Here is a 26545-nt window from a genome sequence, read left to right as displayed (position 1 = left end):
TGCCATGAAACGCCGTGAGTTTTCTTTGTCCGCCGCCTCGGCGGTTGCCGCTTCCGCCCTGACGCTGCCAGTGGCCACCCCCGCGCTGGCCCAGGCCCGCCAGTTCAAGGAGGGCAAGGACTTCAAGCGGCTGGACAAGCCCGTGGCGCCCGATGCGCCCGCCGGCAAGGTCGATGTGATCGAATTCTTCTGGTACAGCTGCCCTCACTGCCACGCCTTCGAGCCCACGCTCGACGCATGGGTGAAGAGCGCCCCCAAGGACATGAGCATCCGCCGCATGCCCGTGGCCTTCAATGCCAGCTTCGTGCCGCAGCAAAAGCTCTACTACACGCTCGAAGGCATGGGCAAGCTCGACGCGCTGCACGCCAAGGTGTTCCGCGCCATCCATGTGGAAAAGCAGAAGCTGGCCAAGGACGACGAAATCCTGGCCTGGGTGACCCAGCAGGGGGTCGATGCCGCCAAGTTCAAGGAGGTCTACGGCTCCTTCACCGTGTCCAACCAGGTGCGCCGTGCGTCGCAACTGCAGGACGCGTATGGCGTGGAAGGCGTGCCTTCCATGGGCGTGGCCGGCAAGTACTACACCGATGGCACCATGGCCGGCAACATGCAGAACGTGCTGCAGGTGGTGGAGCACCTGGCCGCCACGGCGAAAAAGGGGTGACGCCTCCTTGAAGGAAGCGTGGCCCTCGTGAGCCGCCTTCCTGCCCAGGGGAACGCACCCGGCGGCCCGGCAGCGCCGGCTCCACGGGTGCAGGCGGCGGCTTCCAAGCGCCGACGGCCTCGGATGCCCCAAGAAGAAGCCCGCGGATGCGGGCTTTTTTCATGGCGCGCGCCGTGGGGTGGCTACAATGACCTGCAAGATTCGTGCCCTATGAACTACCGCATCCTCCCCCACCTCCTGCTTGTCGCCCTGGCCTGCCATCTGGGCGCGGCGCACGCCGAAAAGGCCGACCGCGCCAAGCCCATGAACATCGAGGCCGACGCCTTGCGACACGATGAGCTCAAGCAGACCAGCGTGTTCTCGGGCCGCGTGGTCATGACCAAGGGCTCCATCGTGCTGCGCGGCGCGCGGCTGGACGTGCGCCAGGACGCCGACGGCTACCAGTACGGCGTGGTCACGGCCGAGGCGGGCAAGCGGGCCTTCTTCCGCCAGAAGCGCGATACCGTGGCCGGCGCGCCGGACGAGTTCATCGAAGGCGAGAGCGAAGTCATCGAGTACGACGGCAAGGCCGACAACGTGCGCTTCATCACCCGCGCCGAACTGCGCCGCTACCGCGGGGCGGTCCTCAGCGACGAGATCACCGGCGCCGTGATCGTCTACAACAACCTCACCGATGTGTTCACCGTGGACGGCAAGCGCACCCCCGCGACCAATGCGGCGGGCGATGCGCCCGCGCCCGGCAGCCGGGTGCGTGCGGTGCTCGCGCCCAAGGACCCGCCCGCCGGTACCGCCGCGCCGGAGGCCGCGCCCCCGGCATCGGCGCCGGTGCTGCGCCCCAGCAACAGCCTTGGCGGCGGCTCCAAGTGAGCGCGCAGCCCGTCAGCCCCGGTCCTGACACCCAGGCGGGCAGCCGCCTGGAGGTGCAGCACCTGGCCAAGTCGTATGGCAGCCGCAAGGTCGTCAAGGATGTGTCGCTGGTCGTGCAAAAGGGCGAGGTCGTCGGGCTGCTCGGCCCCAACGGCGCGGGCAAGACCACCTCGTTCTACATGATCGTGGGCCTGGTGCGCAGCGACGCGGGCGACATCCGCATCGACGGCCATTCGGTGGCCCACATGCCCATCCACCGCCGCTCGCGGCTGGGGCTGTCCTACCTGCCGCAGGAAGCCTCCATCTTCCGCAAGCTCACGGTCGAAGAGAACGTGCGCGCGGTGCTGGAGCTGCAGCGCGCGGACGACGACGGCAAGCCGCTGTCGCGCGAGGCCATCGAAGAGCGTCTCACGGCCTTGCTGCAGGAGCTGCGCGTGGACCATCTGCGGGCCTCGCCCGCCATGGCCCTGTCGGGCGGCGAGCGCCGCCGCGTCGAGATCGCCCGCGCGCTGGCCACGCAGCCGCGCTTCATCCTGCTGGACGAGCCCTTTGCGGGCATCGACCCCATCGCCGTGATCGAGATACAGCGCATCATTGGCTTCCTCAAGGCGCGCGGCATCGGCGTGCTCATCACCGACCACAACGTGCGCGAGACGCTGGGCATCTGCGACCACGCCTTCATCATCAGCGATGGCCAGGTGCTGGCCCAGGGCACGCCGTCCGAGATCGTGGACAACGCCGAAGTGCGCCGGGTGTACCTGGGCGAACATTTCCGCATGTAGACATGGCCTCCACGCTTGTCATTTCGTGTACTGCGCTGCCCCCCGAGGGGGCCTTCGCGCCTTGGGGCGGCCCGGCGGCGCTCAATCAATGAAACCTGGACTCTCGCTGCGCGTCTCGCAGCATCTTGCATTGACCCCCCAGCTTCAGCAGTCCATCCGGCTGCTGCAGTTGTCCACGCTTGAACTCTCGCAGGAAGTCGAGCAGATGCTCGACGAAAACCCGTTCCTCGAACGCAACGCCGACGAGGCGCCGCGCGAGGAGTTTGGCCTGGAAGCCGCCGATACGCCGGCCCAGGCCGACGACTACAGCGCGGATGATGCTATTTTTTCAGGAGCTACCAGCGCAAGCAGTACCAGCGCTGAGGCTCAAAATGATGCTGAAACACCGAGCGCGGGCACCGACGAGCCCGACTGGAGCGGCGACGGCACGGTGGAGATGGCGCCCAACGACGCCGAGTGGGGCGGCGACGCCCCCGCCCGCAACCGCAACGACGCCGAAGGCGACGAGGCCGACGCCACCGAGCTGGCCCGCACGCACGAATCGCTGACCGCCTTTTTGCACCGACAGGCGCTGGCGCTGCGCCTGTCCGAGATCGACCGCGCCGCGCTGCGCTTCCTGATCGAATCGCTCAACGACGACGGCTACCTGGAGGATCCGCTCGAAGAGCTGGCCATCAGCCTGGCCGGGCCCGACGACCTGGAGCAGATCGAGGAGCTGGTGCACCGCTTCACCGTGGCACAGCGGCTGCTCCAGAGCCTGGAGCCCGTGGGCGTGGGCGCGCGCGGCCTGGCCGAGTGCCTGACGCTGCAGCTCAAGGCGCTGGCCGCCGACGAGGACAGCGACATCGACCCCGACACCGTGCAGACCGCGCTGCGCGTGTGCCAGCAGCCGCTGGAGATGCTGGCGCGGCGCGACGTGCGCCGCCTCACGCAGGCCTGCGGCGACAGCGAGGAGCGCACCCGCGCCGCCATGGCGCTGATCGCCCGGCTGGAGCCGCGCCCGGGGCGCCGCTTCGCCGACGTGGAGCGCAACATCATCATCCCCGACGTGATCGTGCGCAAGGCCGGGCGCGCCAATGGCCGCGACGGGCAGCACAACTTCATCGTGCAGCTCAACCCCGACGTGATGCCGCGCCTGCGCGTGCACGACATCTATGCCGGCGCCCTGCGCGGCCACAAGGGCGGCGAGGGCCACCAGGGCATGCAGCAGCGCCTGCAGGAGGCGCGCTGGTTCATCAAGAACATCCAGCAGCGCTTCGACACCATCCTGCGCGTCTCGCGCGCCATCGTGGAGCGGCAGAAGAACTTCTTCACCCACGGCGAACTCGCGATGCGCCCGCTGGTGCTGCGCGACATCGCCGACGAGCTGGGCCTGCACGAGTCCACCATCAGCCGCGTGACCACGGCCAAGTACATGGCCACGCCCATCGGCACCTACGAGCTCAAGTACTTCTTCGGCTCGGGCCTGGGCACCGAGACCGGCGGCAATGCGTCGAGCACCGCCGTGCGCGCCCTCATCAAGCAATTCGTGGCCGCCGAGAGCCCGACCAAGCCGCTGTCCGACAGCCAGATCGCCGAGATGCTCAAGGAGCAGGGCATCGAGTGCGCGCGCCGCACCGTCGCCAAGTACCGCGAGGCGCTCAAGATCGCGCCGGCGAATCTGCGCAAGGCGCTGTAGGCGCCGTGTGGGCGTGTGCACGGCGCATGCGCCTGGTGGCCCGTTTTTCCGCTCCGTTGCCGTCTTTCCCTCTTACTTCGCCACCCCGTCCATGGCCCGCATCGTCTTCGACCTTCCCGCGCACTTCGGTTTCGCCACCGAAATGCAGATCTACATCAGCCACGTCAACCAGGGCGGGCACCTGGACAACGCGCAGCTGCTGAGCCTCGTGTCCGAGGCCCGGGTGCGGTTTTTCCAGTCACTCGGCTACCCCGAGGCCGACGTGGGCGGGCTGTCCATCGTGGTCGGAGACATCGTGGCGCAGTACAAGTCCGAGGGGTTCCACGGGGAGACCATGCGCGTGGAGATGGCGCCTGCGGACTTCAACCGCTATGGGTTCGACCTGGTCTTTTGCATGACCGAGAAGACCTCGGGCCGCGAGGTGGCGCGCGGCAAGATCGGCATCGTTTTCATCGGCAAGGCCGGCCGCAAGGTGGCGCCGATCCCGGACTCCATCCGCCAGTTGCTGCTGGCCCGTGTCGGCACGCCGGATTCACACGCACTTTCCGAGCGCGTATCCTCACCATCGTCATGAACCAACTCCAACTTTTTCTCCCCTGCGCCGCCGGTGTGGAGGGCTTCCTGGCCGACGAAGTGCACGGCATCACCGGCCTCACGGGGCAGGACCTGCTGGTGGGCCGGGGCGGCGTGCTGCTGCGCGCCTCGTGGCGCGACGCGCTGCTGCTGAACCTGCACAGCCGGCTGGCCCAGCGCGTGCTGGTGCAGCTGGCGCACCGCCCGTACCGCTCCGAGAACGACCTCTACGCCGCCGCCAGCGACGTGGCCTGGGAAATCTGGTTCACCACGCGCCAGACCTTCAAGGTCGAGGTGACCGCCCAGCACAGCCCGCTGCAGAGCCTCAATTTCGCGGGGCTCAAGGTCAAGGACGCGGTGGCCGACCGCTTTCGCGCCAAGAGCGGCGTGCGCCCCGACGTGAACACGCAGTGGCCCGACGTGCGCATCCACCTGCACCTGACCACCGACGAAGCCACCATCTACATCGACACCTCGGGCGAGCCGCTGTTCAAGCGCGGCTGGCGCGAGGACAAGGGCGACGCCCCGCTGAAGGAAACCCTGGCCGCTGCGATGATCGCCGCCAGCGGCTGGGACCCGCACGGTGACAACCCCCAGCCGCTGTACGACCCCTGCTGCGGCAGCGGCACCATCGCCATCGAGGCCGCGCAGATCGCCTGCCGCATTCCGGCGGGCAGGCTGCGCCGCTTTGCGTTCGAGAAACTGCTGCCCTACCAGGCCCATGTCTGGTCTGCTATTAAAAATGAAGCTGAAGGCGCAATACAGACAAGCGTTGTACCTATTTTTGGCAGTGACGTCGCCTTCCGGATGGTGGATTTCGCCGAGCGCAATGCCGAGCGCGCCGGCGTGGCGGGCGCCGTGCAGCTGCGCGGAGGCGATGCGCTGCAGCGCATGCCGCCGTGCGAGCAGCCCGGCGTGATGCTCCTGAACCCCCCGTACGGCGAACGCATCGCCGCGGCCGGTGCCGCGGGCCGCAATGCCAGCGAGCGCGCGGCCGACCGTGCCCAGGGCCTGGCCGTGGGCCGTGAAGAAGCCCATACCGACGATGGCGGCGAGTTCTTCAGCCAGCTGGCCGCGCACTGGAAGAAGAACTACAGCGGCTGGACGGCCTGGATGCTCACGCCCGACCTCAAGCTGCCCGGCAAGATGCGCCTGAAGGAGTCGCGCCGCGTGCCGATGTGGAACGGCCCCATCGAATGCCGCATGTTCCGCTTCGACATGATCAAGGGCGCGGTGCGCGACCGCGGTGCCAAGGCGCCGCCCCAGGCGCCCGATGCCGGCGGCCCGCGCGATGCGGGTTGAGCTTTCGCTGCCCGCCGAGGCCGCTGAGGGCGAGCCCGCGCGCCCCGTGGTGGTGGACACCAACGTGGCGCTGGACCTGCTGATCTTCAGCGACCCGCGTACCGCGCCGCTGCGCACGCTGCTGGCCCAGGGGCGCCTGTCATGGATCGCCACGCAGGTCATGCGCGATGAGCTGGAGCGGGTGTTGGCCTACCCGCACATCGCAGAGCGCATGGACTACTACCGCGTGGACGCGGCGCAGGTGCTGTCCGCGTTTGATGTGCAGGTGCAGCGGGTGGATGTTGCGCCCAAGGTGGCCTATGTGTGCAAGGACGCGGACGACCAGAAGTTCATCGACCTGGCCGCCGCGCACCGGGCGATTTTGCTGAGCAAGGACAAGGCCGTGGTCTGCATGCGCAAGCGGCTGCTCGCGCTGGATGCGCACGTGGCGACGGCGCTGGTGCTGCAGCCCGCCGCCGAGCCAGCGCCTGCCCTGGCCTGACGGAGGCCGCGCACGGCGGGGCGCACAGGCCCCGGCCCGCGGCGGTGGTGCTCAGCGCTCGAAGCTGAACTCGCCCGCCGCGTGCACCTGCCATGCCCCCTCACCGCGCAGCTCCAGCACGTGTGTGTGGTGGCGGAGCACGGCGGGGCGGTGCGCGATGCTGACCAGCGTGGTGCCGCTGGCGCGCAGTCGCTCGTAGAGCGCGGCTTCGTTGGCGCTGTCCAGCGCGCTCGTGGCCTCGTCCAGCACCACGATGCGCGGGGCATGCGCGAGCACCCGCGCAAAGGCCAGGCGCTGCTGTTCGCCGGTGGACAGCAGCTTTTCCCAGTCATGCGTGGCGTCGAGCCCGCCCACGCGCCCGGCCAGGGATTCCAGGTGCACCTCCTGCAGCAGTTCCAGCAGGCGTTCGTCGGGCAGTTCCGTCTGCTTGCTGGGGTAGATGATCTGGCTGCGCAGCGTATCGACCTGCATATAGGGGCGCTGCGGCAGGAAGAACACCTCTTCCATCGGCGGGTGCCGCACCGTGCCGCTGCCCGTGCGCCACAAGCCCGCGATGGCACGCAGCAGCGAACTCTTGCCGCAGCCGCTGGGCCCGGTGATGAGCAGCGCATCGCCCGGCTGCAGCCGCAGCGACAGGTCCTGCACCAGCAGGCGGCCGAACTGCGGCGTGTACAGCGTGAGGGCTTCCAGCGCCAGCGCGTCCCCCGCGCACCGGGCGATCTGCGGCGGGGGCGCGGCCTCCGTCTCTGGCAGTGCGGCCGGGGGCGTGGAGGGCGCGGCAGCCGGTTGTTCGGCCCAGGGCGTGGGCGTGGCGGGAGTCTTGAGCACCACCTGCGACAGGGCGTGCAGCCGGTCGATGCCCGCCACGAAGCGGCTCAGGCTCTCGAAGTTGTCGACGATCAGCGAGACGGCCGTGAGCACCGCGGCGAATGCGCCCGCCGCCTGGATCGCGCGCCCGACCTCCAGTTCGCCCGACAGCACCTGGCCAGCCAGGATGATGCTGGGCAGCACCAGCGTGAGCTGGCTGAACGAGCGCTGGTAGAGATTGAGCGAGCGCTGCTTCTTGATGAGCCGTGCATAGTTGGTGAACGCGGCCTCGAACCGGTGGTCGATCTGCGCACGCTCCTGCGGTTCGCCCCGGTAGAAGGCGATGGATTCCGCGTTCTCGCGCAGCCGCATCAGGCCGAAGCGGAAATCCGCTTCGCGCCGGATCTGCCAGAAGTTCAGCCGGATCAGCGGCGCGCCGAACAGGTACAGCGCCCCGAAGGTGCCCATGAGCGCATACACCGCCAGGAAGGCCACCAGTGTGTGCGAGATGGACCACAGCACGGCGCTGAACGCCACGAGCTGCATGAGCGAGCCCAGGAAGATCAGCAGGAAGTGCGTGGAACGCCCGGTGAAGGTGTTGATGTCTTCGCTGATGCGCTGGTCGGGGTTGTCGATGTCGTTGCCCGCGCCGATCTCGTAGTAGTGGCGCTCGCCCAGGTAGCCGTCCAGGAACCGGTGCGTGAGCCAGCGGCGCCAGTGGTTGGAGAAGGCGTCGCGCATGTAGTAGTAGAAGGCGTACACCGGCACCGCGAAGGCCAGCACCACCAGGCAGGCGCGCACGGCGGCCCAGAACCGGTCCGCCTGCCTCGCGGCCAGGGCCGAGGTCATTTCCCCGGTCTTGTCGATGAGCATCACGGCCAGCTGGGTTTCGCAGACCATGAGGCCCACCAGGAGCGCGAGCAGACCCCAGGCGGTGCGTTTCCGGTCGCCCGTCCAGTACGGGCGGGCCACGGCCATGAACTGTTTCCAGGCGGCCAGGGAAAGGGTCGGCGGGCGCCTGCGGCGGGGTTTCCTGGTGGGGGGAGGCGGCGCCGCGGCGGGGTGGGGTTCAGGCAGGGCAGCGGCGGCAGAGGAGTTGGGCATTGCGGAGGTCTTGAAGGGTGCGGCGCACCTGCCTGCACGATAGGTGCGCCGCCCGCAAGGCCCTGTCAGCCAATGCCTACGGCGTATTAAGGACGGCCGCGCGACCTCTTCTCTCGCCCTTGGGCGACCCGGCCGCTCGCGCGGGGCTCAGGGGGCCAGCAAGTCATACGCCGCCCGCACCCGCTGCAAGTCCCGCCCCAGCTTGCGGCTCGCAGGCAGTTGCCGCATCCACCCCATCCGGCGAACGCTGGTCGCCAGCACCTCCCGCATCTCCGTGCTCCCCCGCGCCACCCACGCCGCCCAGCGCTCGCGCCCCTCGCCCAGCGTGCCGCTCTGGTGCAGATAGATGGCCGTGGAGTGCGCATAGCACAGCGCATCGCGCACATGGCATACCGGCAGCGGCAGCACGGACGCAGGATCGTCCTCGAAGTCGATGCAGGCCACTTCGCCATCGGGGCAGCGCACCAGGTTGCGCGCAAAGGCCTGGCTCAGGCACGTGCCCTGGCGGTGTACATGGGCGAGTGTGTCCAGCCCCTGTTGCCACAGCGCCAGCACGGCCGCCGTGTCGCCCGCCTGCACGGCATGGTCGATCTCGTTGCCCAGCGAATGGGTCTCCTCCCCCGTGCGGCCCAGGTGCCGCATCGCGAAGCCATCTCGCTGCGCGGCCAGCACTACGGGCACGCGCACACCCCGCGCCGCCAGGTCCGTGAGGCGCCGCACCTCGGTGGCGATGGCGGCGGTGCCGCCGGGGTTGGGCACGGGGCGCAGCACCGGGAGCCGCAGCAGGCCGGCCAGCGCGGCCATGGCGCGGTAGCGCCCCTTGCCGTGGGGCGCGCCCGCGCGCTTGATCCAGATCTGTTCGCCGCCCAGCACGTGGGCCATCACGGCGTGGGGCTGCGTGGCCAGGTGCTGCTGCAGGAAGGCGCCGTAGTCGGGGGTGTCCATCGTCATACGGCCGCGTCCCCTGCCACCGCGGCGGCGGTGCCTGCCGCCGCCGCATGGACCAGCTCCACATGGTGCGGGATGGAGGGCTCCAGCGCGGGCTCGCTGGCCTGGAAGCTGTGCGCGCTGGCCAGGGGCCAGTACAGGCGGAACACGTTGTGCTGCGCGTCCAGCGGGCCCAGCAGCGCGCCGGGCAGCATGCGCGTGATGAGGTTGGACAAGAGGCGCACCTCGGTGTCGCTGATGCGGCGCACGATGTGGTGGGCCGTGATGTCCTTGGGGTGGGTGAGGCCGGCGGCCTGCACCAGCTCCTGCAGCGCGTGCAGCGTGCTGCGGTGGAACTGCGCCACGCGCGTGGCCTTGTCGGGCACCACCAGGGCCTGCTGGCGCAGCGGGTCCTGCGTGGTCACGCCCGTGGGGCAGTGGCCGGTGTGGCAGCTTTGCGCCTGGATGCAGCCCAGCGCCATCATGAAGCCGCGCCCCGCGTTGCACCAGTCGGCGCCCAGCGCCATCATGCGGGCGATGTCGAAGGCGCTGATGACCTTGCCCGCGCAGCCGATGCGCACGCGGTCGCGCAGGTTCACGCCCACCAGCGTGTTGTGCACCAGCAGCAGGCCCTCCTGCAGCGGCGCGCCCACGTGGTCGCTGAACTCCACCGGGGCCGCGCCGGTGCCGCCCTCGGCGCCGTCGACCACGATGAAGTCGGGCGTGATGCCGGTGACCAGCATGGCCTTGACGATGGCGAACCACTCCCACGGGTGGCCCAGGCAGAACTTGAAGCCCGTGGGCTTGCCGCCCGAGAGCGTGCGCAGCCTGGCGATGAACTGCATCATCTCCACCGGGTTGCGGAAGGCGCTGTGGCTGGCGGGAGAGATGCAGGCCTCGCCTTCCTTCACGCCGCGCGCGGCCGCGATCTCGGCCGTGACCTTGGCCCCGGGCAGCACGCCGCCGTGGCCGGGCTTGGCGCCCTGGCTCAGCTTCAGCTCGATCATCTTGACCTGCGGGTCGGTGGCGTTGGCCGCAAAACGCTCTTCGCTGAACGTGCCGTCGGGATTGCGGCAGCCGAAGTAGCCCGAGCCGATTTCCCAGATCAGGTCGCCGCCGTGCACGCGGTGGTGCTGGCTGATGCTGCCCTCGCCCGTGTCGTGCGCGAAGCCGCCCTTCCTGGCGCCCTGGTTGAGCGCCAGGATGGCGTTGGCCGACAGCGCGCCAAAGCTCATGGCCGAGATGTTGAACACGCTCGCGTGGTAGGGCTGGGTACAGGGTGAGACGGACCGCGATGGCGCGTCCGGGCTGCCGCCGATCCACACGCGAAAGTCGTGCGACGGCAGCTGCGTGGGCGCGAGCGAGTGGTTCACCCATTCGTAGCCCTGCGCGCCCACGTCCAGGTGGGTGCCGAAGGGGCGGTTGTCCGGGTCGCCCTTGGCGCGCTGGTACACCAGCGAGCGCTGCGCGCGCGAGAACGGCGCGGCCTCGCTGTCGCTTTCGATGAAATACTGGCGCACCTCGGGCCGCACGTATTCGAGCATGAAGCGGATGTGGCCGATGACCGGGTAGTTGCGCAGGATGGCGTGGCGCGACTGCTGCAGGTCGTACACGCCCACGGCCACCAGGGCGGCGAACACCAGCACCACGGGCAGTCCCACGCTAAAGGCCACCAGCGCGAACAGCGACAGCAGCAGCCCGAAAACGCACAGCGCAAAGGCCGTGTAGCGCACCGGGTACAGGGAGTTGAGTTGGTGGATCATGGGGGTCCTGATTCTGCGGGATGCCGGGCGCCAGGCGGCGAGAGGGCTACACTGGCCGCCTTTTCGCAGGCCCGGCCGCAAGCGGCGGACCTGCGCAGCATCATAGAAGTAAAAAATTGTTCTTCTTCGCCCCTGAGCGATTGACCGGAGCCCTGCCATGACCGATACCACGCCTGCCGCCGCCCCCCTGGGGCTGGGCCCCGACGAACTCGAAGAGATCGACAACATCCTGGACGACCTGCGTTCGCGCGGCGAGGAAATCCCGCAGTGGGAGTTCTGCGACGGTTTCATGACCGCCGTGATCTGCAGCCGCCGCCCCATCGCCCCCGCCGAATACCTGCCCATGCTGCTGGGCGACGGCGCCGAGCTCGATGTGGCCGAGGGCGAGCCCCTGCCGCTGCTGCCCGCCTTCGCGGATGCCGCCCAGCAGGCGCGTTTCCTCGCGCTGTGGGACCGCCGCTGGAACGAGATCGTGGCGCAGCTGGACACCAAGGTCGAAACGCTGGATGACGACCGCACCTTCCAGCCCGAGGCCATGGACATGCGCGGCGCGGTGGCCAGCCTCACCGACGAGCAGCGCGCGGAGATGGGCGACGACCAGGAAATCCCGTCCTTCGGCCAGGTCTGGGCCCTGGGCTTCATGTTCGCGGTGGAGAACTGGCCCGAGGACTGGGCCGCCCCGCGCGACAAGGAGGCCGCCCGGTGGCTGGACGACGCGCTGGACAGCATCGTCGCGCTGACCGAGGACGACACCGGCAAGCCCGAGGTCTGCATGTACAGCGAGGACGGCCCGCCCAGCACCAGCCAGGCGCGCGTCGAGGCCTTCGGCGAAGCCATCTGGGCCGTGTACGACCTGCGCCAGATCTGGAAGAGCATGGGCCCGCGCGTGGAAACGGTGCGCAAGGCCCCCGAGCCGGGCCGCAACGACCCCTGCCCCTGCGGCAGCGGCAAGAAGTACAAGAAGTGCCACGGGGCGACCTGAGTCCCGGTCTCTATCGGTCGGTTTGCTATTAAATAAATAGCAATTGGCGCTTGTCAAGCAAGCGCCACGGCCTTTTTTGATTTGAAACCCGCGCACCGCGCGGGCTGCTTCTCAGGCCGCCCGCAGCCCGCCGATGCGCTGGCGGCGCACGGCATCCAGCGCGTCGAGCACCTCGGTACCGTGCGCATAGCCCTGCTGCACGATCTGCTCGAAGCGGTTCCACTGCAGCATGCCCACGCGGTCCATGGGCGGGTTGAAGTACAGGTCGGTGAGCTGCTGCGACTGGCGCTGGCGCGACATGCTGTACAGGATGGTCACGTTCATCAGGTAGCTCGCCAGCGACGGCAGCCGGTAGCGCCGCTTGGCGCGCGGCCGCAGCTTGTCGCGCAGCAGGGCCCAGCTCGTGGGCACGTCGTCCAGGTCGATGCGCCGGGGCTTCCTGAAGTTCAGGTCCACGCCGATCACCGTGCCCACGCCGCGCATGCCGCGCATCACGTCCACCGGAAAGTTGTTGAACGTGCCGCCGTCGCACAGCAAGTCGCCCTCGTGCACCACGGGCGGCAGCGCGCCGGGGATGGAGATGCTGGCCAGCAGCGACTTCACCAGGCTGCCCCGGCGCACGACCTGCTCGCTTGCCTTGGAGTAGTTGGTGGCCACGCAGTAGTAGTTCTTCCACAGGTCCTCGATCTGCGCGGGGAAGCCCACCAGCCGCTCCACGGCCGCGTGCAGGATGTGGCGCAGGCGCCGGCCCTTGATGAGCGACAGCAGCGGCAGCAGGTTGAAGTCGCCCGTGGGGTTGGTGCGAAAGGCCTCGCGCGCATTGGCCATCACGGCCTCCAGCGGCTGGTCGGAGGCGACGTACGCCGCCATCACCGAACCGATGCTGGTGCCGCCCACGCAATCGATCTCCACGCCTTCTTCCTGCAGCGCGCGGTAGACGCCCAGGTGCGCGAAGCCGCGCGCGCCGCCACCGGCCAGCACCAGGCCCACGGCCGTGCGGCTCTGGATGCGGGCCAGGCGCGCCATGTCGCGGTCGAGGGCGGGGCGCACGTGCAGATGGTCGGCCACGGGGCGGCGGTCCAGCCAGCGCTGGGTGCCTTGCGGGCACCGGGTGCCGGCCGGGTGCAGCAGCACCAGGATCTCGGCGGCCTCGGCCAGCGGCGCGCGGCGCAGCAGGCACTGCTCCTCGATGGCGTGGAGGGCGGGCTCGGCCTGCGCGTCGGCCAGCAGCAGCAGCTCGTCGCAGTGGCGGCTCACGCGGCGGGTCCAGGGCGTGGGCTCGGGGTCGGCCACCAGCAGCACGAAGTCGTTGCGCGCCTCGATCTCGTCGAGCAGCATGGCGATGCGCCGGTTGGCCGTGGCGTCGGCGCCCTCGCGCTGCGCGATGCCGGCCTCGCGCAGTTCGGCGTCCACCGTGGTGGAATCCACCACGCGCACACGGCCGATGAGGCCCAGCTGGCGTGCCATGCCCTGGCCGAAGCCCTGCAGGTCCACCCCGGCGCTGATCGGCAGCAGCCCCATGGCCACGGGGCGCTCCAGCGCGGCCACGTTGGCGGCCGTCCCGGACTGCAGGCGCTGGATGATCTGGCGCGTGAGCGCGATGGACACCTGCGCGCTGCTGGCCAGCAGGGTCTTGAACACGTCCTTGGTCAGGCGCACCAGCACCGAGTCGCGCACGGCCACCACGGTCGCGGCGCGGGGGGCATCGGTGAACAGGCTGATCTCGCCGATCACCTGGCCGCGCCCCATGTCGGCCACGCGGCGCTGGTGGCCGTCGTCGCCACGCACATAGGCGCGCAGGCGGCCGCTCACCGTGAGGTACATCGATTCGCCCGGCTCGCCCTGCGCCATCAGCGTGCTGCCGCCGGGCACCTCCACCCATTCCAGGTGGGCCCGCAGCAGCTCCAGCGCCTCGGGCTCGATGCCGTGCAGAAAGCTGCGCAGGTGCTCGGTGAGCAGTTGGTTCTGGGTGGCGGTGAAAGGGGGCATGGTCGCGCAATCGGCAGGGCTTGTTTTGGGGGGGCGCTGCGGAAAACGGGGTGCCTGCGCACAGGCCTTCGCAACGGATTCCGCAGCTGCGAAGCGGCGGATTCTAGGAACGCCGGAGCCCCTGCGCGTGCCCGGCGGCAGGCGCCGGCCGGGGCCTGCGTGAACAAATGCACGCCTGCCGCGGCGATTGTGGTCCGTGCGCGGCCCGGGCCCGCGCCGTCAGCGCATGAAGGCGCGCAGCGCGCCGGCCGTGGCCTCGGGCAATTGCTCGGGGATGAAGTGCCCGGCGGGCACGGCCTGGCCGGTCACGGCGCCCGCGCACTGCGCCTGCCACAGCGCCAGCGGATCGAACAGCCGGTGCACCACGCCGTGCTCGCCCCACAGCACCAGCGTGTCGCAGGCGATCTTCTCGCCCTGCGCGCGGCCCGTGCGGTCGTGGTCCAGGTCGATGCCCGCGCTGGCGCGGTAGTCCTCGCACGCGGTGTGGATGGCCTCGGGCGTGCAAAAGCAGCGCTCGTAGTCGGCCAGGGCCTGGGGTTCGATGTGGGCCAGGCCCGCGCTGCCCCAGCCGCCCAGCTTGGCGTGCAGGTAGGCGCGCGCGTTGCCGCCGATCATGGTCTCGGGCAGCGGCGCGGGCTGGATCAGGTGGAACCAGTGGTAGTAGGCCCGCGCGAAATCCATGTCGGTGCGGGCGTACATGTCGAGCGTGGGCGCGATGTCGATCACGCACAGCCTGCGCACGCGCGCCGCGTGGTCCAGCGCCAGGCGGTGCGCCACGCGGCCGCCCCGGTCGTGGCCGCACAGGAAGAACGCCTCATGGCCCAGCGCCGTCATGACCTCGGCCATGTCCTGCGCCATCGCGCGTTTGCTGTAGTTGGCGTGGCCGGGCAGGCCGGGAGCGTGCGACGAGTCGCCATAGCCGCGCAAATCGGGCATCACCAAAAAGTAGTCGTGCTGCAGTTGCTGCGCCACGCGGTGCCACAGCGCATGCGTTTGCGGAAACCCGTGCAGCAGCAAGAGCGGCGGCCCCTCGGCGTTGCCGCCCGTGCGCACAAAGATATCTGCCCCGCCCGTGGCGATACGTTGGGTGTTGAATCCTTGGAACCAGTGCATGGTGTGCGCCGCGAATGAGGTGCGCCCATGCTACACCGCAGCGCTGCAGCGCAAGAGCGCGCTGACGGTGGCCGCGGTGATGGGTGCGCGCGAGGAGCGCGTTGGCGACCGGGTGCCCCACCTCGCGCCCCGGGCCGCCGCCGGATCGTCTTTGCTTACGTAAAGTTACACTGGCGGCCGGCGCGCGCGGTGGCACCCCGGGGTGTCCGCATGCAGCCGGCCGCAGCCTGGGGCGCGGTGCGCGGCAGCCCCGCGTGGCACCGGGTTTTCCCTCGCAGGTTCTGAATTCCACCGGTGGTTCGGCAAGGTGCTCGGCGCGAAAAAAAGAAACAGGCCCTGTGGGCCGAAAAAGGAATGGTTGTGGGTACGACAGAGATGGCCTGTACAGGCGGGGCGGGGCTTGGGGTGGGCGTGATTTCAAGGGGGCGGGGCCGGCTGATGGCACGGCTGCTGCTGCCGTGGTGCCTGTGCCTGGCGGCACCGTTTGTGCTGGCGGCTCCGGCGATGGTATCGGTCGTGCCCAGCGACTCCCCGGTGTCGGGCGGTGACGCCTTTCATTTGACGGTGACCTACGACGTCGCCATGGACACCGCCGTCACTCCGGTCATCTCGTTTCCCACGGTGGGTGAAGACCCCGGGGCGTTTCTGGTGCCCACCACCTCGACCTGGCTCGATGCCACGACGTTCCGGCAGAACTATGGCACCGCCAGCATGGTCGTGAACATCAGCCCGGTGGACGTGGCGGTCAGCGGCGCGAAGGACACCGTGGGCGCGGTCCAGTCCCCCGGCTTTCAGGCCGACGTGTTCGAGATTGTCTTCATCCCTCCCCCGCATGTCGTCGATATGAAGGGTGTCATCGATGGCGGCATCCTGGTGCACCCGGCCGGCAGCGGCCATGTCCTCACCGACGCCGACATCGGGAAAACCGTCACATTCGTTATCCGGTATGACATTGCCAGCGACTATGGCGGGTGCCCCAATGGGGTGCTGCTCAACTATCTGTGCACGAACCTGGTGTTCACCAACACGGGTGGCACGCCGCTCACGCTCGGCAATGTCACATCCACATGGGCGAACCGCAACCGTTACATAGTGACCTGGACGATTGCCGATGGCGACGAGCAGTTCGACAGCATCAACGTGCTGATCGCCGGCGGCGTGGGGCGCAAGGACGACCCCGACAACAAGAACACCGATTTCGAACTCACGGGCGTGTTCAGCATCGACACCAGGAACCCCAGCGTCCTGGCGGTCGCGCCCAGCACCGCCGTATTGCGCAGCGACCTGACCACGCAGCGGGGCGGCAGCATTCTGCGCGCCGGGGAGCTCTTCACGCTGACGATCACTTTCAGCGAACCCATGGACACCGCCAGCACGCCGGTGTTGAGCTTCCCCAACCAGCCGGGCCTGGCTGCCGTACTGACGCCCACGGGCGGCAGCTGGACGGACAGCACGCACTACGTGCAGAGCTTCACCGTGGGCGCGGGCAATCTGGTGCTCCCGGCGGTCGACGTGCAGGTGACGGGAGCGCGCGACGCCCACGGCAATCCGCAGAACCTGGGCCTGCTGTCGGGGGTGTTTGCCGTGGCTCTGGGGGCGGCCATGGCCGTGCCCACGCTTGCGTCGTGGGGGCTGGTGCTGCTGGCAGGTCTGCTCGGGCTGGCAGCGATCCCTGCAAGGCGGCGCGGTGTTTTTCGCGGCCGCGCATAGGCCGACCCGCCTGCGGGCGCCGTCTCATGCGGATGTGCGTTCAACCGTATAGCCCAAGCGGAAGCCGCAGGCAGTGCGGTACCGCGGCAACGCGAATCAACGGCGTGAGACGACGTGAGGCGGCGCAAGGCAACGCCGCCTCAGGCGGGCAACCAGGCCAGCAGCCGCTGCAGCGCATAGCGCACCGTGGCCGTGCGGATGGCGGCGCGGTCGCCCGCAAAGTGCTGCATCTCGCTGTGGGTTTCGCCATTCACGCACCAGGCAAACCACACCGTGCCCACGGGCTTGGCATCGCTGCCGCCCGTGGGGCCGGCCACGCCGGTCACGGCCAGGCTGACCTGCGCCTGGGAATGGGTGAGCGCCCCGTCGGCCATGGCGCGGGCCACGGACTCGCTCACGGCGCCGTCCTGTTCGATCAGGGCGGCGGGCACACCCAGCATGTCGACCTTGGCGGTGTTGGAGTAGGTGACAAAACCACGCTCGAACCACTGGCTGGAGCCCGCCAGGTCGGTGCAGGCCGCCGCGATCATGCCGCCCGAGCAGCTCTCGGCGGTGGCCAGCAGGTGGCTGTGTTTCAGCAGCCGCAGGGAAATTTGCGTCAAATTGGCCTCCAGCGCTGATGTATCAAGCGCCAGCAGCTCTTCATTCGATAGCGACGCGGTTGTCATAGGAACCTCCACAGTGCAATGGCCAGCAGCGTGCAGAAGGCTGCCACAAAGTCGTCCCACAAGATACCCCAGCCGCCGCGCCAGCCAAAGCCCTTGAACAGGCTGTCGGCCCAGCCCACGGGGCCAGGCTTGGCGGCATCGAAGAAGCGGAACAGCGCGAACGCCGCGAGCTGCCCCCACCAGCCCATGGGCATGGCCAGCCAGAGCACCAGCCAGAAGGCCACGACCTCGTCCCACACGATGCTGCCGGGGTCGGCCACCCGCAGGTTGCGGGCGGTGGCGGTGCAGGCCCACCAGCCCACCACGGTGCTCCCTGCAATCAGCAGGCCCATGTGCTGGGGCGACAGCCATTGCTGCAGCACCAGGTAGCTCAGCCAGGCCCACAGCGTGCCCACGGTGCCCGGCGCCACGCGCGACAGCCCGGCGCCAAAACCCAGGGCGATGAAGTGGGCCGGGTGAGAAAACATGAACGCCACGGTGGGGCGCCGGGGGGCGGGTGTGTGGGCGGAAGGAGAGCTGGGGGTCATATCAACAATCAACGGTGCTTCGTGCAACCCACGGCGTATGGAGCTGGCGCGCACAAGGCCAGCGTACCTGTGAAACTGGCTTTGCCAGGCCACCGGGTGCGTCCCCTTCCCGCGCAGCGAGAGAGGGGTGAAGGCGCGAAGCGCCTCAGGGGGGGCCTCATCATTTACTGGCGCTCTTGCAGCTCCACATCCTTGGGATACCGGATCGTGTGCTCGGCGCTGAACTGCGCCGTGGCGCCCGCGCCCAGGGCCTGCTGCCAGGCCACGGTGCCGGGCGTGCGGTTCCAGGCCATGTCGGCGGGCTGGGGCTGGTAGCGCGATTCGACCTCGATCTTCTCGTTGCGCGAGACCGGCGCGGCATGCAGCACCTGCAGCGTGATGCCGGTCTTGTGGCGGTTTTCCACGCTGTAGGCGCGGCGGGTCTTGCGCTCGGTGCGCGAGCCGGTGAAGCCCGTGCTGCCGGTCAGGTCCTGCGCGGGCTCGGCCCGCACCGTGACCAGCTCATCGCGGCCGAACGACAGGCTGGTGCTGCCCGCCGGAGCGCCCGGGCTGGGCGTGCCGAAGTCGATGCGCCCGCTGCCCACGAACGCGCCGTCGCGGTACAGGCCCGCCGGGCCCGCGGGCCACACGCCGGGCGGCTGGGCGATGTCGGCCACCAGGTAGGCGGCTTCTTCCACGGCGGGGGCCGTGCGGGTGATCAGCGTGGCGGGCGCGGCGTGGCTGCCCAGCGCCAGCGTCACGCGCTGGCCGCTCGATGGCACGGTGATGCGCTGCGGCACCGCGAATTCGGTGGCGAAACCCTTGTCGGTGGCGCTCACGTCGAACGTGGGCATGGCCTCCTCGGCCACATTGCGCGCGCGGGCCGCGGGCGCGGGGGCGGGCGGGGCCATGGCCATCATGGGGGCCGCCGCGGCCACGGGCTGCGGCGGCGGTGCCACGTCCAGCGTCCAGGCGCGCGGCAGGCGGCCCTGGGTGGCGCGGCCGGGCTGGCCGGTGGAAAGGGTCAGCTGCACGTTGCCCCAGTCCTCGCCGCTGTTTTGCGCCACCAGCGCCTGGCGCTCGACCAGCACCTTGGCTTGGCCGGCGTCCAGCGTGGCGCGGTAGGTGGGCTGCCAGCCCGGGCCGCGCACCTGGTAGGACAGGCGCAGCTCGGCCTCGCGCTCGGTGGCGAGGTTGATGGTGACGGACACCACCCGCGCGCGCTGGCTGGCCACGCGCTCGCGCTCGGCCACCAGGGGCTTGAGCGCCAGTTCCAGCGATTCCTGCTTGCGCTGGAGCTGGTGCGCGCGCGCAAAGCTGTCCTGCCCGGACTTGCGCAGCACCTCGGCCGTCGCGGTGATCTGCGCGGGTGCGGGGGCGAGGCCGCCGGTGCGGCCCGCCGCCGCCGCATCGCCGGGGGCGGGCCCCGCGTGGGCCACGCCGCGCAGGTAGCTGTCCACCAGCTGCAGCGCCGAGGCCTCGGCCTTCACGCCGGCGATCTGGTCCTCCAGCTCGCGGATGCGGCCGTCCAGGGGGCTGGCGCAGGCGGCCACCACATCGCGGTCTTCGGTGAGCACATTGAACTCGCCCACCCGCACGCCGGGGTCAGCGTTGATCTGCAGGCTTTGCGCATCCAGCGACGCGGGCAGGCAGGCCAGCGTGAGGCTGCGCGCGCCGGCGGGCACCTTGGCCACCCGCTCCACGGTGGCGCTGCCCGGATAGACGGTGACGCGCGTGATGCGCGAGGTGTCCTGGGCCAGGGCCGCCGGGGCCACGTTGCACAGCACGGCCAGGCCGGCCAGGCACGCGTGCCGCAGCGGGCGTGGAGCGCGCAAGCGCAGGGCGATGGGGAAGTGGATCACGGGGTTCCTCGGGCGCGGTGGACAAACGGAAATGGGATGCTAGCAGCCGTGTGGCGTTGCCGGATGCTCACAGCATCCCCGGGACCTCGTGCGCCAGGAAGTCATACACGGCGCGGATTCTGCGGCTGGTGCGGATCTCGCGGTGGACCGTGAGCCAGATGGGCAGCTCGGGCAGGGGCAGCAGGGGCAGCACGGCCACCACCTCGGGATCGGTGCGGGCCAGGTAGCGGCCGACGAAGCCGATGCCCAGTCCCGCGCGCACGGCCGCCCAGTAGGCCATGAGATCGTCGGTGCGGAAGGCGAAATGCTGGCGTTCCACCGGGTAGCCCATGGCCGCGAAGCCCTGCGGAATGTCCTCGTGCCGGTCGTTGCCGATCAGCTCGTGCTGCAGCAGGTCGGCCGGCTGGCGCGGCACGCCCTTGCGGCGCAGGTAGTCGCGGTGGGCGTAGGCGCCCAGGGTCACCGCCCCGATGCGCCTGGCCACCAGGCTGGCCTGGCTGGGGCGCACCATGCGCAGCGCGATGTCGGCCTCGCGGCGCAGCAGGTTGGTGACCTCGTTGCTGGCCACCAGCTCCACCTGCACCTCGGGCAGCGCCTGCCGCATGCGCGCGAGCACGGGGGGCAGCAGCGCGCAGGCCACGGGCTGGCTGGCGGTGATGCGCACGGTGCCGCTCACCCCGGCCTGCGCGCCCGACACGCTGCGCGCGAGCTGGTGCGCGCCGGCCTCCATCGCGCGCGCCGATTCGGCCAGCTGGAGCGCCGTGGCCGTGGGCAGCAGCCCGCGCCCGGTGCGCTCGAACAGCACCACGCCCAGCTGCGTCTCCAGCTCGGCGATGTGGCGGCCGATGGTGGGCTGGCTCGCGTTCAGCACGCGCGCCGCGCCCAGCAGGCTGCCCTGGTCGAGCGCGGCCAGGAAGGACTGCACCAGGCTCCAGTCGAAGGTCTGATTCATGGGGCGGCGGCGTGCTCCGGTTTCTGCGGGCCTTGCTATTCAAAAATGAATTGCTGATATGAAAAGTTAGGCAATTGTGTAGTTCGCCGCGCATTTCCACAATCACCCCATTCCTTCTTTTCACAAAGGCCCCCAATGACCACCAGCGCCACGCCCAGCACCGCCGCCCCGGCGGCTTCCACCGTGCTGATCCTTGGAGGCCGGGGCCGCCTGGGGCAGGCCGCCGCCCGCGCTTTCGCCCAGGCGGGCTGGCAGGTGCTGGCGCAGGTGCGGCCGGGCGCCCAGGGAGCGGCGCTGCCGGCCATCCCCGGCGTGTGGTGGCTGCCCGCGGCGGTGCAGGACACCCCCGCGCTGGCGGCGCAGGCCCGGGGCGCCCAGGTGGTGGTGCATGCGCTCAACCCGGCCTACACGCACAAGGCCTGGCGCGACGAGGCGCCCGCCCTCATGGAGGCGGCGGTCGCCGTCACGCGCACGCTGGGCGCCACGCTCATGCTGCCCGGGAACGTCTACAACTTCGGCGAGGGCATGCCCGCCGTGCTGCACGAGGGCACGCCCCAGGCCGCCACCGGTTTCAAGGGCCGCCTGCGCGTGCAGCTCGAGCAGCGCCTGGCCGCCGCCACGCGGGACGGCGGACTGCGGGCGGTGGTGGTGCGCGCGGGCGACTTCTTTGGCAGCGGCACGGGCAGCTGGCTCGACCAGGCCATCGCCAGGGAGCTGCCCCGGGGCCGCATCACCTGGCCCGGCCCGCTGGACGTGGCCACACCCTGGGCCTACCTGCCCGACCTGGCGCGTGCCTTCGTGCGCGTGGCCCAGGAGCGGCATCGCCTGGCCGCCTTTGAATGCCTGCATTTCGCGGGGCACCACGCCAGCGCCCGGCAATGGCTGCACAGCTTCACGGCCATTGCGGCGGAACAGGGCTGGCTGCCCGATGCCGGCGCGCTGCGGGTAGGGCGGCTGCCCTGGCCGCTGCTGCGCATCGCGGGCGCCGTGGCGCCCACGTTCGCCGCGCTGGCGGCCATGCGCTACCTGTGGAGCACGCCGCACCGGCTGGACAACACGCGCCTGCGCGCGCTCATCGGCGATGAACCCCACACGCCCTTCGACCAGGCGGTGCGCCAGGCGCTCGCCGACCTGGGGCTGCTGGCCCCGCAGGCGCGCCGTGCCGCGCTGGCCTGACCCGTGTCTGTCTTTCTCACCCCTCCAAGGAGCGTCTCCATGCATCGCCGCAACTTCATTCGATTGGCCGGTGGTGGCACCATCGCCGCCGCCACGGGCACGCTGGCCGCGTGTGGCGTGGCCGGCCCGCACTACCCCGCCGAGGCGGTCGAGGCCTGGCAGGGCCCCGTGGGCGAGACCGAGGTGCGCCGCCGCGCCGTGGCCTACGCCATCACCGCGCCGAACCCGCACAACCTGCAGCCCTGGGTGGTGGACCTGCGCGAGGACGGCGTGATTACCCTGCGCACCGACCGCGAGCGCGTGCTGCCGCACACCGACCCGCTGGGCCGACAGATCCTGATCGGCCACGGGGCGTTCCTGGAGCTGCTGGTGCTGGCATTGGCGCAGCAAGGCGCGGGCAGCGAGGTGCAGCTGTGGCCGCAGGGCCCGCTGCCCGAGGCGCTGACCGCCTGGGACGACCGGCCCGTGGCGCGTGTCACCCTCCAGCCCGCGGGCCAGCCCGATCCGCTGTTTGCGCAGGTGCTGCAGCGCCGCACGCCCAAGAGCGACTTCGACACGGCCCGCCCCGTGGCGCCCGAGGTGCTGGCCGCGCTGCTGGCCAGCCAGCGCCCCGGGGCGCCGCTGCAGGCCGGGGGAACGGTGGACGATGCCCGCCTGGGGCCGCTGCGCGCGCTGTGCTGGGAATCCGCACAGGTCGAGCTGCTCACCCCGCGCACGATGATGGAGAGCATCCACCTCACGCGCGTGGGCCCCTCCGAAATCCTGCGCCACCGCGACGGCATCTCCCTGAACTCGCCCTTCGTGCGGGCGGTGGCGGCGCTGGGCATGTTCGACCGCACGGCGCCGCCCGCCGAAGGCAGCGCGGCCTACGAGAGCGCGATGGGCCGCTTCGAAGGCCACAGCCGCACGGCCATGGGTTTTGTGTGGATCGCGGGCGGCAACACGCGCGCCGACCAGGTCCAGGCAGGTCGGGCCTATGCGCGCCTGCAGCTGCGGGCCACGGCGCTGGGCGTGGGTATGCACCCCATGAGCCAGGCGCTGCAGGAGTTCGCCGAGATGGCGCCGCACTACGAGCGCGTGCACCAGCTGGTGCTGGGGCGGCCCGCGCCGCGCAGCGCGGACGATGCCACGGTGCAGATGTTCTGCCGCATCGGCTACCCGCAGGGCGAGGTGCCCGCCACGCCGCGCCGGCCGCTGGCGCAGTTCGTGCGCGCCTGAGCGGGGCGGTCGCCGCGCAAGGAAGGCCTGTTTGCCGGCTGGCTGGTTGGCTGGAGGGCCGGGGCGGCTTCCCGTTCCCGCCGGGCGGCGGCGTCGAACCGGGGCTTCGCGCGCGGCGCGTCAAGCGGGAAAGGGCGGCCCGTGGGGCTGCAGGCACATGGGCGTTTCGTCGAAGGCCAGCCAGCCCAGCGTGTCGCACAGCGCCTGCACCCACGCGGTGTAGTCGGTGCGCAGCGAGCAATGCATGGCCAGCGGGCCTTCGGAGACGTTCTCGGGAAGGTGGAACTCCACCCCGTGGCCCAGCACCGTGGCATGGCCCCAGGTGGGCAGGGCCCATTCCAGCCCCGGCAGCACCTGGGCGAGCGATGCCTTGATGTGCTCGATGTCGCGCAGCACCAGCACGGTGTCGGGCGAGAGGTCCTCCGTGCGCAGCGGCAGCCGGGCGGGTTGAAAGAACAGGTAGGTGTAGGCCATGGGGCGTGATGTTGCACGCTGCGGGCCTGGCGTTGCAAAAGCCCGCAGGGCGCCGCGTGAACTATTGCGCAGCGCGGCCGCTTTGGCGCCTGGCCTCAAGGCCCCGGGGTGCTGGCGGGCGCGGAAAGGTACTCCCGCACCAGGGTCCGCGCGCGGTGCAGGCGGCTCTTGGCCGCTTCGCGCGTCACGCCCAGGCGCTGGGCCATCTCCTCGATGGTCAGCTCCTCGAAGTCGCGCAGGAGCAGCGCGTCGCGGTAGAGGGGGGGCAGCGAGTCGATGGCCAGGGCCAGGTCGTGGCGCAGTTCGTGGTCGGGCCGGTGCGACCATGCCAGCGTGTCCTCCACCTGCGCCAGGGGCTCGGCCTTGAGCCACGCGAGCATGGGCCGCATGCACAGCCGCTGCACGATGCGCACCACCCAGCCGCCAAACGCCGCCACCTCGCGCAGCGCGCCCACCCGGCGGTAGACGATGATGAGCGCCTCCTGCACCACGTCGTCGGTGGCCGTGGTGGCCGCGCAGTGGCGCAGCGCATAGCGGCGGATGTCGGGGCGGGTCAGGCGCAGCAGCTGCTCCATCGCCACGGCGTCGCCGCTGCGCGCCGCGGGCAGCAGCTGGGCGAGCGTGGGTAGTGGTTGGGTCGGGCTCATCCTCTCAGTTCTCCACGGTGCATTGCGCCACCCGCAGCCCATGAGACCGGCGCGCTGGCTGCGCCTCCCTGCCCGCGCGCAGCGTGAGAGCGGGGGGTGAAGGCGCGAAGCGACTCGAGGGGGGAATGTCTCATGTCATTCCACGGGCCTGCGGCCCACCATGGCGCAGGCGGGGCAGTAGCCCAACGCGCCGCTCAGGATGCTGCCGACGCCCGCGGCGGTCAGCGCCAGGCCCAAGGGGGATGCGGCCAGCCACCACAGCCCCGCAGCGATGAGGGCGACGCCCCCCACAACGCGCAGCAGGCTTTCGGGGCGGGTGATGTTCTTGCGGTACAGCATGGGAATTGGTTCCTTGGTCGGTTGAAGGAGGTGCCAGCACAGGGCGCCTCCCCCACCAAGAGCCGCTGGTTTCGCCAAAGGATTCATGGTCCGCGAAAAAAAGTGGCCGCCGGCCGCCGGGGCCCGTTACCGGAAATGGTCGAACGAGGCGTAGCGGTTGTCCATGGGCTGGCCCTGCGCGTCCAGCAGCTGCAGTCCGGGCTCGGCCCGCACGGTGCCGATGCGGGTGACGGGCGTGCCGCTGGCCTGCGACGCGGCGGCTACGGCGTCACGCCGTGCGGGCGGGGCGGTGAAGGCCAGCTCATAGTCGTCGCCGCCTGCCAGCGTGCATTGGTTGATCAATTCCAAGTCAAATTGGCCGCCGGCGCTTGATGAATAAGCGCTGGAAGCTATCATTTTTGAAGTAATGTGCGTGTCGATGCGGGCCCCGACGCCCGAGGCCTTGAGGATGTGCGACAGGTCGCCCAGCAGCCCGTCGCTCACATCCATGGCGCTGCTGGCCACCCCGCGCAGGGCCAGGCCCAGGGCCACGCGCGGGGTGGGGCGCTCCAGCCGCTGGCGCGCGCGGGCCAGCACGCCGGCGGGCAGGGGGGCGTGGCCCAGCAGGGCTTCCAGCGCCAGGCGGGCGTCGCCCAGCGTGCCGCTGACATAGATGTCGTCGCCGGTCCGTGCGCCGCTGCGCAGCAGGGCCTGGCCCGGGGGGACCTCGCCAAATACCGTGATGCAGATATTGAGCGGGCCCTGCGTGGTGTCGCCGCCCACCAGCGCACAGCCGTGGGCGTCGGCCAGCGCCAGCAGCCCGCGCGAGAAGCCCGCGAGCCAGGCCTCGTCCACCCGGGGCAACGACAGGGCGAGGGTGAACGCCAGCGGGCGCGCGCCACAGGCCGCCAGGTCCGACAGGTTCACGGCCAGCGCCTTGTGGCCCAGGGCCTCGGGGTCCACGTCCGCAAAGAAGTGGCGGCCCTCCACCAGCATGTCGCTGGAGATGGCCAGCTGCATGCCGGGCGCAGGCGCCAGCAGCGCGCAGTCGTCTCCCACGCCCAGGGCCACGGCGCCGCCGGGGCGCGCGGGGCGCGTGAAGTAGCGGGCGATCAGGTCGAACTCACCCATGGCAGGGCCTTGTGGTCATGGGGTGTGTGCGGTGTGGATGGTGGGCCGGGGAGGGCCAAAAATCAGAAAACATGTGCGGCAGCAAAAAAGAGCGTGGCATGGTGGTGCGCTAGCGCGGGTCAAACCACCGCGCCCAGTGGTCGATGCAGGCCTGGATCTTGGGCAGCCGGTGCCTGCGGGTGAGGGTGATGGCATGGATGGGGCTGGGCTGCAGGTCCACGCAGTCGGCGAGCACGGGCGCCAGCAGGCCCTGGCGCACGAGGGGCTCGGCCACCACCGTGGCCAGGCGCGCAATGCCCAGGCCCTGCAGCGCCATGCGCGCCGTGATGGCGGTGCTGCCCGAGCGCCAGTGGCCCTCGGCCACCAGCACGCGGGGTTCTCCATCGACGAGGAAGGGCCAATGGTTCAGGAAAGCCACCGCGCTGGTGGGCGAATTCGCCTTCCAGCTCGTCGAGCGTGCCCGTGATGCGGCGGCAGTAGTCCAGGAAGGTCAGTCCCTCGGGTGTGGGCGCGAGGCCATGCGTGGAGCGGTGCAGCAGCCGCGCGCCGCAGGCTTGCTCGATGCGCGACAGGGTGCGCGAGACCTGGCTCACCGGCGCGCCGCGCTCGCGCGCCACCGCCGAGAGCGAGCCCAGGTCGGCCACGCGTACGAACAGGTGCATGTCTTCAAAGCGGATCTCGCGCATGGGGCGATGGTAACGGCGGGGCCTTGCAATCCGCGCAAAACGGTCTTGCGCCGTGGGCCGTTTCCGCCGCGCCCGGGGCTGCCTACAGTGGCTTCAAGCCCTGCAAAACAGCCCTCGAAAGGAACCGCCATGCACCAGCCCATGCACCCCGCTGAGTACCAGAGGCTG

General features: G+C 70.4%; 25 protein-coding genes and 1 pseudogene. 11 read left to right on the top strand and 15 right to left on the bottom strand.

Annotation, left to right across the window (positions count from 1 at the left end; all coding sequences use genetic code 11):
* Positions 1-4 precede the first annotated feature (4 nt).
* The 7 genes from ACAM51_RS11675 (at position 5) to ACAM51_RS11645 (ending at position 6344) form a co-directional block, all read left to right on the top strand.
* Complete coding sequence (locus ACAM51_RS11675) at positions 5-661, top strand: thiol:disulfide interchange protein DsbA/DsbL (RefSeq protein WP_218296754.1); 657 nt, start codon at positions 5-7, stop codon at positions 659-661.
* Between the two features lie 210 nt (positions 662-871).
* A complete protein-coding gene (gene lptA / locus ACAM51_RS11670) occupies positions 872-1528 on the top strand; it encodes a lipopolysaccharide transport periplasmic protein LptA (protein WP_218296755.1) in 657 nt (218 codons plus the stop codon).
* A complete protein-coding gene (lptB, locus tag ACAM51_RS11665; protein ID WP_218296756.1) occupies positions 1525-2310 on the top strand; it encodes an LPS export ABC transporter ATP-binding protein in 786 nt (261 codons plus the stop codon). Before lptA ends, lptB begins: the two co-directional genes overlap by 4 nt.
* Before the next feature lie 88 nt (positions 2311-2398).
* Positions 2399-3988 (top strand): RNA polymerase factor sigma-54, encoded by a 1590-nt coding sequence (locus ACAM51_RS11660; protein WP_369643612.1) that lies wholly within the window; start codon positions 2399-2401, stop codon positions 3986-3988.
* Positions 3989-4079: 91 nt separating this feature from the next.
* Positions 4080-4562: an acyl-CoA thioesterase gene (locus ACAM51_RS11655; protein ID WP_369643611.1), complete on the top strand. Its 483-nt coding sequence runs from the start codon at positions 4080-4082 to the stop codon at positions 4560-4562.
* Positions 4559-5863 (top strand): class I SAM-dependent RNA methyltransferase, encoded by a 1305-nt coding sequence (locus ACAM51_RS11650; protein WP_369643610.1) that lies wholly within the window; start codon positions 4559-4561, stop codon positions 5861-5863. Before ACAM51_RS11655 ends, ACAM51_RS11650 begins: the two co-directional genes overlap by 4 nt.
* Positions 5853-6344: a putative toxin-antitoxin system toxin component, PIN family gene (locus tag ACAM51_RS11645; RefSeq protein ID WP_369643609.1), complete on the top strand. Its 492-nt coding sequence runs from the start codon at positions 5853-5855 to the stop codon at positions 6342-6344. The genes ACAM51_RS11650 and ACAM51_RS11645 overlap by 11 nt, the downstream gene beginning before the upstream one ends.
* A gap of 51 nt (positions 6345-6395) precedes the next feature.
* On the opposite strand, the gene ACAM51_RS11640 is transcribed toward ACAM51_RS11645, so the two are convergent.
* The 3 genes from ACAM51_RS11640 to ACAM51_RS11630 all read right to left on the bottom strand — a co-directional run bounded on the left by ACAM51_RS11640 (position 6396) and on the right by ACAM51_RS11630 (position 10945).
* Positions 6396-8129, bottom strand: a complete 1734-nt coding sequence (locus ACAM51_RS11640) for an ABC transporter ATP-binding protein/permease (protein ID WP_369643608.1) — start codon at positions 8127-8129, stop codon at positions 6396-6398.
* Between the two features lie 273 nt (positions 8130-8402).
* Positions 8403-9206, bottom strand: coding sequence for a hypothetical protein (locus ACAM51_RS11635; protein WP_369643607.1), 804 nt, complete (start codon positions 9204-9206; stop codon positions 8403-8405).
* Positions 9203-10945: an FMN-binding glutamate synthase family protein gene (locus tag ACAM51_RS11630; protein ID WP_218296763.1), complete on the bottom strand. Its 1743-nt coding sequence runs from the start codon at positions 10943-10945 to the stop codon at positions 9203-9205. The genes ACAM51_RS11635 and ACAM51_RS11630 overlap by 4 nt, the downstream gene beginning before the upstream one ends.
* Before the next feature lie 157 nt (positions 10946-11102).
* Here ACAM51_RS11630 and ACAM51_RS11625 point away from each other — a divergent pair, with 157 nt between their 5' ends.
* Positions 11103-11927 carry a UPF0149 family protein gene (locus tag ACAM51_RS11625; protein WP_369643606.1) on the top strand — a complete coding sequence of 275 codons (825 nt, stop codon included), beginning with the start codon at positions 11103-11105 and terminating at the stop codon, positions 11925-11927.
* Between the two features lie 111 nt (positions 11928-12038).
* Here the strand turns inward: ACAM51_RS11625 and ACAM51_RS11620 are convergent, their stop codons facing one another.
* Both ACAM51_RS11620 and ACAM51_RS11615 read right to left on the bottom strand, forming a co-directional pair.
* Positions 12039-13916: a patatin-like phospholipase family protein gene (locus ACAM51_RS11620; RefSeq protein WP_369643605.1), complete on the bottom strand. Its 1878-nt coding sequence runs from the start codon at positions 13914-13916 to the stop codon at positions 12039-12041.
* A gap of 219 nt (positions 13917-14135) precedes the next feature.
* Positions 14136-15029, bottom strand: coding sequence for an alpha/beta fold hydrolase (locus tag ACAM51_RS11615; RefSeq protein WP_218296766.1), 894 nt, complete (start codon positions 15027-15029; stop codon positions 14136-14138).
* Positions 15030-15467: 438 nt separating this feature from the next.
* On the opposite strand from ACAM51_RS11615, the gene ACAM51_RS11610 reads away from it, so the two are divergent.
* A complete protein-coding gene (locus ACAM51_RS11610) occupies positions 15468-16739 on the top strand; it encodes an IPTL-CTERM sorting domain-containing protein (RefSeq protein WP_369643604.1) in 1272 nt (423 codons plus the stop codon).
* Positions 16740-16879: 140 nt separating this feature from the next.
* Here the strand turns inward: ACAM51_RS11610 and ACAM51_RS11605 are convergent, their stop codons facing one another.
* From ACAM51_RS11605 to ACAM51_RS11590, 4 genes are all read right to left on the bottom strand, one after another.
* Positions 16880-17407 carry a CinA family protein gene (locus ACAM51_RS11605; RefSeq protein ID WP_218296767.1) on the bottom strand — a complete coding sequence of 176 codons (528 nt, stop codon included), beginning with the start codon at positions 17405-17407 and terminating at the stop codon, positions 16880-16882.
* Positions 17404-17934: a phosphatidylglycerophosphatase A gene (locus ACAM51_RS11600; RefSeq protein WP_369643603.1), complete on the bottom strand. Its 531-nt coding sequence runs from the start codon at positions 17932-17934 to the stop codon at positions 17404-17406. Before ACAM51_RS11600 ends, ACAM51_RS11605 begins: the two co-directional genes overlap by 4 nt.
* Positions 17935-18098: 164 nt before the next feature.
* Positions 18099-19775 carry a DUF4139 domain-containing protein gene (locus tag ACAM51_RS11595; RefSeq protein WP_369643602.1) on the bottom strand — a complete coding sequence of 559 codons (1677 nt, stop codon included), beginning with the start codon at positions 19773-19775 and terminating at the stop codon, positions 18099-18101.
* A 67-nt stretch (positions 19776-19842) separates the two neighbouring features.
* Positions 19843-20727: a LysR family transcriptional regulator gene (locus tag ACAM51_RS11590; RefSeq protein ID WP_369643601.1), complete on the bottom strand. Its 885-nt coding sequence runs from the start codon at positions 20725-20727 to the stop codon at positions 19843-19845.
* 135 nt (positions 20728-20862) lie between these two features.
* Between ACAM51_RS11590 and ACAM51_RS11585 the strand changes: the two genes are divergently transcribed.
* Positions 20863-21903, top strand: a complete 1041-nt coding sequence (locus ACAM51_RS11585; protein ID WP_369643600.1) for an NAD-dependent epimerase/dehydratase family protein — start codon at positions 20863-20865, stop codon at positions 21901-21903.
* A 39-nt stretch (positions 21904-21942) separates the two neighbouring features.
* Positions 21943-23121: a twin-arginine translocation pathway signal protein gene (locus tag ACAM51_RS11580; RefSeq protein WP_369643599.1), complete on the top strand. Its 1179-nt coding sequence runs from the start codon at positions 21943-21945 to the stop codon at positions 23119-23121.
* A 120-nt stretch (positions 23122-23241) separates the two neighbouring features.
* Here the strand turns inward: ACAM51_RS11580 and ACAM51_RS11575 are convergent, their stop codons facing one another.
* The 6 genes and pseudogenes from ACAM51_RS11575 to ACAM51_RS11550 all read right to left on the bottom strand — a co-directional run.
* Positions 23242-23595: a hypothetical protein gene (locus tag ACAM51_RS11575; protein ID WP_218296772.1), complete on the bottom strand. Its 354-nt coding sequence runs from the start codon at positions 23593-23595 to the stop codon at positions 23242-23244.
* A 95-nt stretch (positions 23596-23690) separates the two neighbouring features.
* Positions 23691-24242 (bottom strand): RNA polymerase sigma factor, encoded by a 552-nt coding sequence (locus tag ACAM51_RS11570; RefSeq protein ID WP_218296773.1) that lies wholly within the window; start codon positions 24240-24242, stop codon positions 23691-23693.
* Between the two features lie 135 nt (positions 24243-24377).
* Positions 24378-24581: a DUF2892 domain-containing protein gene (locus tag ACAM51_RS11565; protein ID WP_369643598.1), complete on the bottom strand. Its 204-nt coding sequence runs from the start codon at positions 24579-24581 to the stop codon at positions 24378-24380.
* 126 nt (positions 24582-24707) lie between these two features.
* Entirely contained in the window at positions 24708-25691 is a 984-nt protein-coding gene (gene thiL, locus ACAM51_RS11560) for a thiamine-phosphate kinase (protein WP_369643597.1), read from the bottom strand.
* 109 nt (positions 25692-25800) lie between these two features.
* On the bottom strand, positions 25801-26109 hold the full coding sequence (locus ACAM51_RS11555) for a LysR substrate-binding domain-containing protein (protein WP_369643596.1): 309 nt from the start codon (positions 26107-26109) through the stop codon (positions 25801-25803).
* A gap of 136 nt (positions 26110-26245) precedes the next feature.
* Positions 26246-26353, bottom strand: a pseudogene (locus tag ACAM51_RS11550) (LysR family transcriptional regulator); the annotation flags it as partial.
* Positions 26354-26545 lie beyond the last annotated feature (192 nt).

It is taken from the genome of Acidovorax sp. A79, assembly GCF_041154505.1.
Lineage (GTDB): Bacteria > Pseudomonadota > Gammaproteobacteria > Burkholderiales > Burkholderiaceae_C > Acidovorax.
This window is presented reverse-complemented; position numbering and strand designations above follow the sequence as displayed.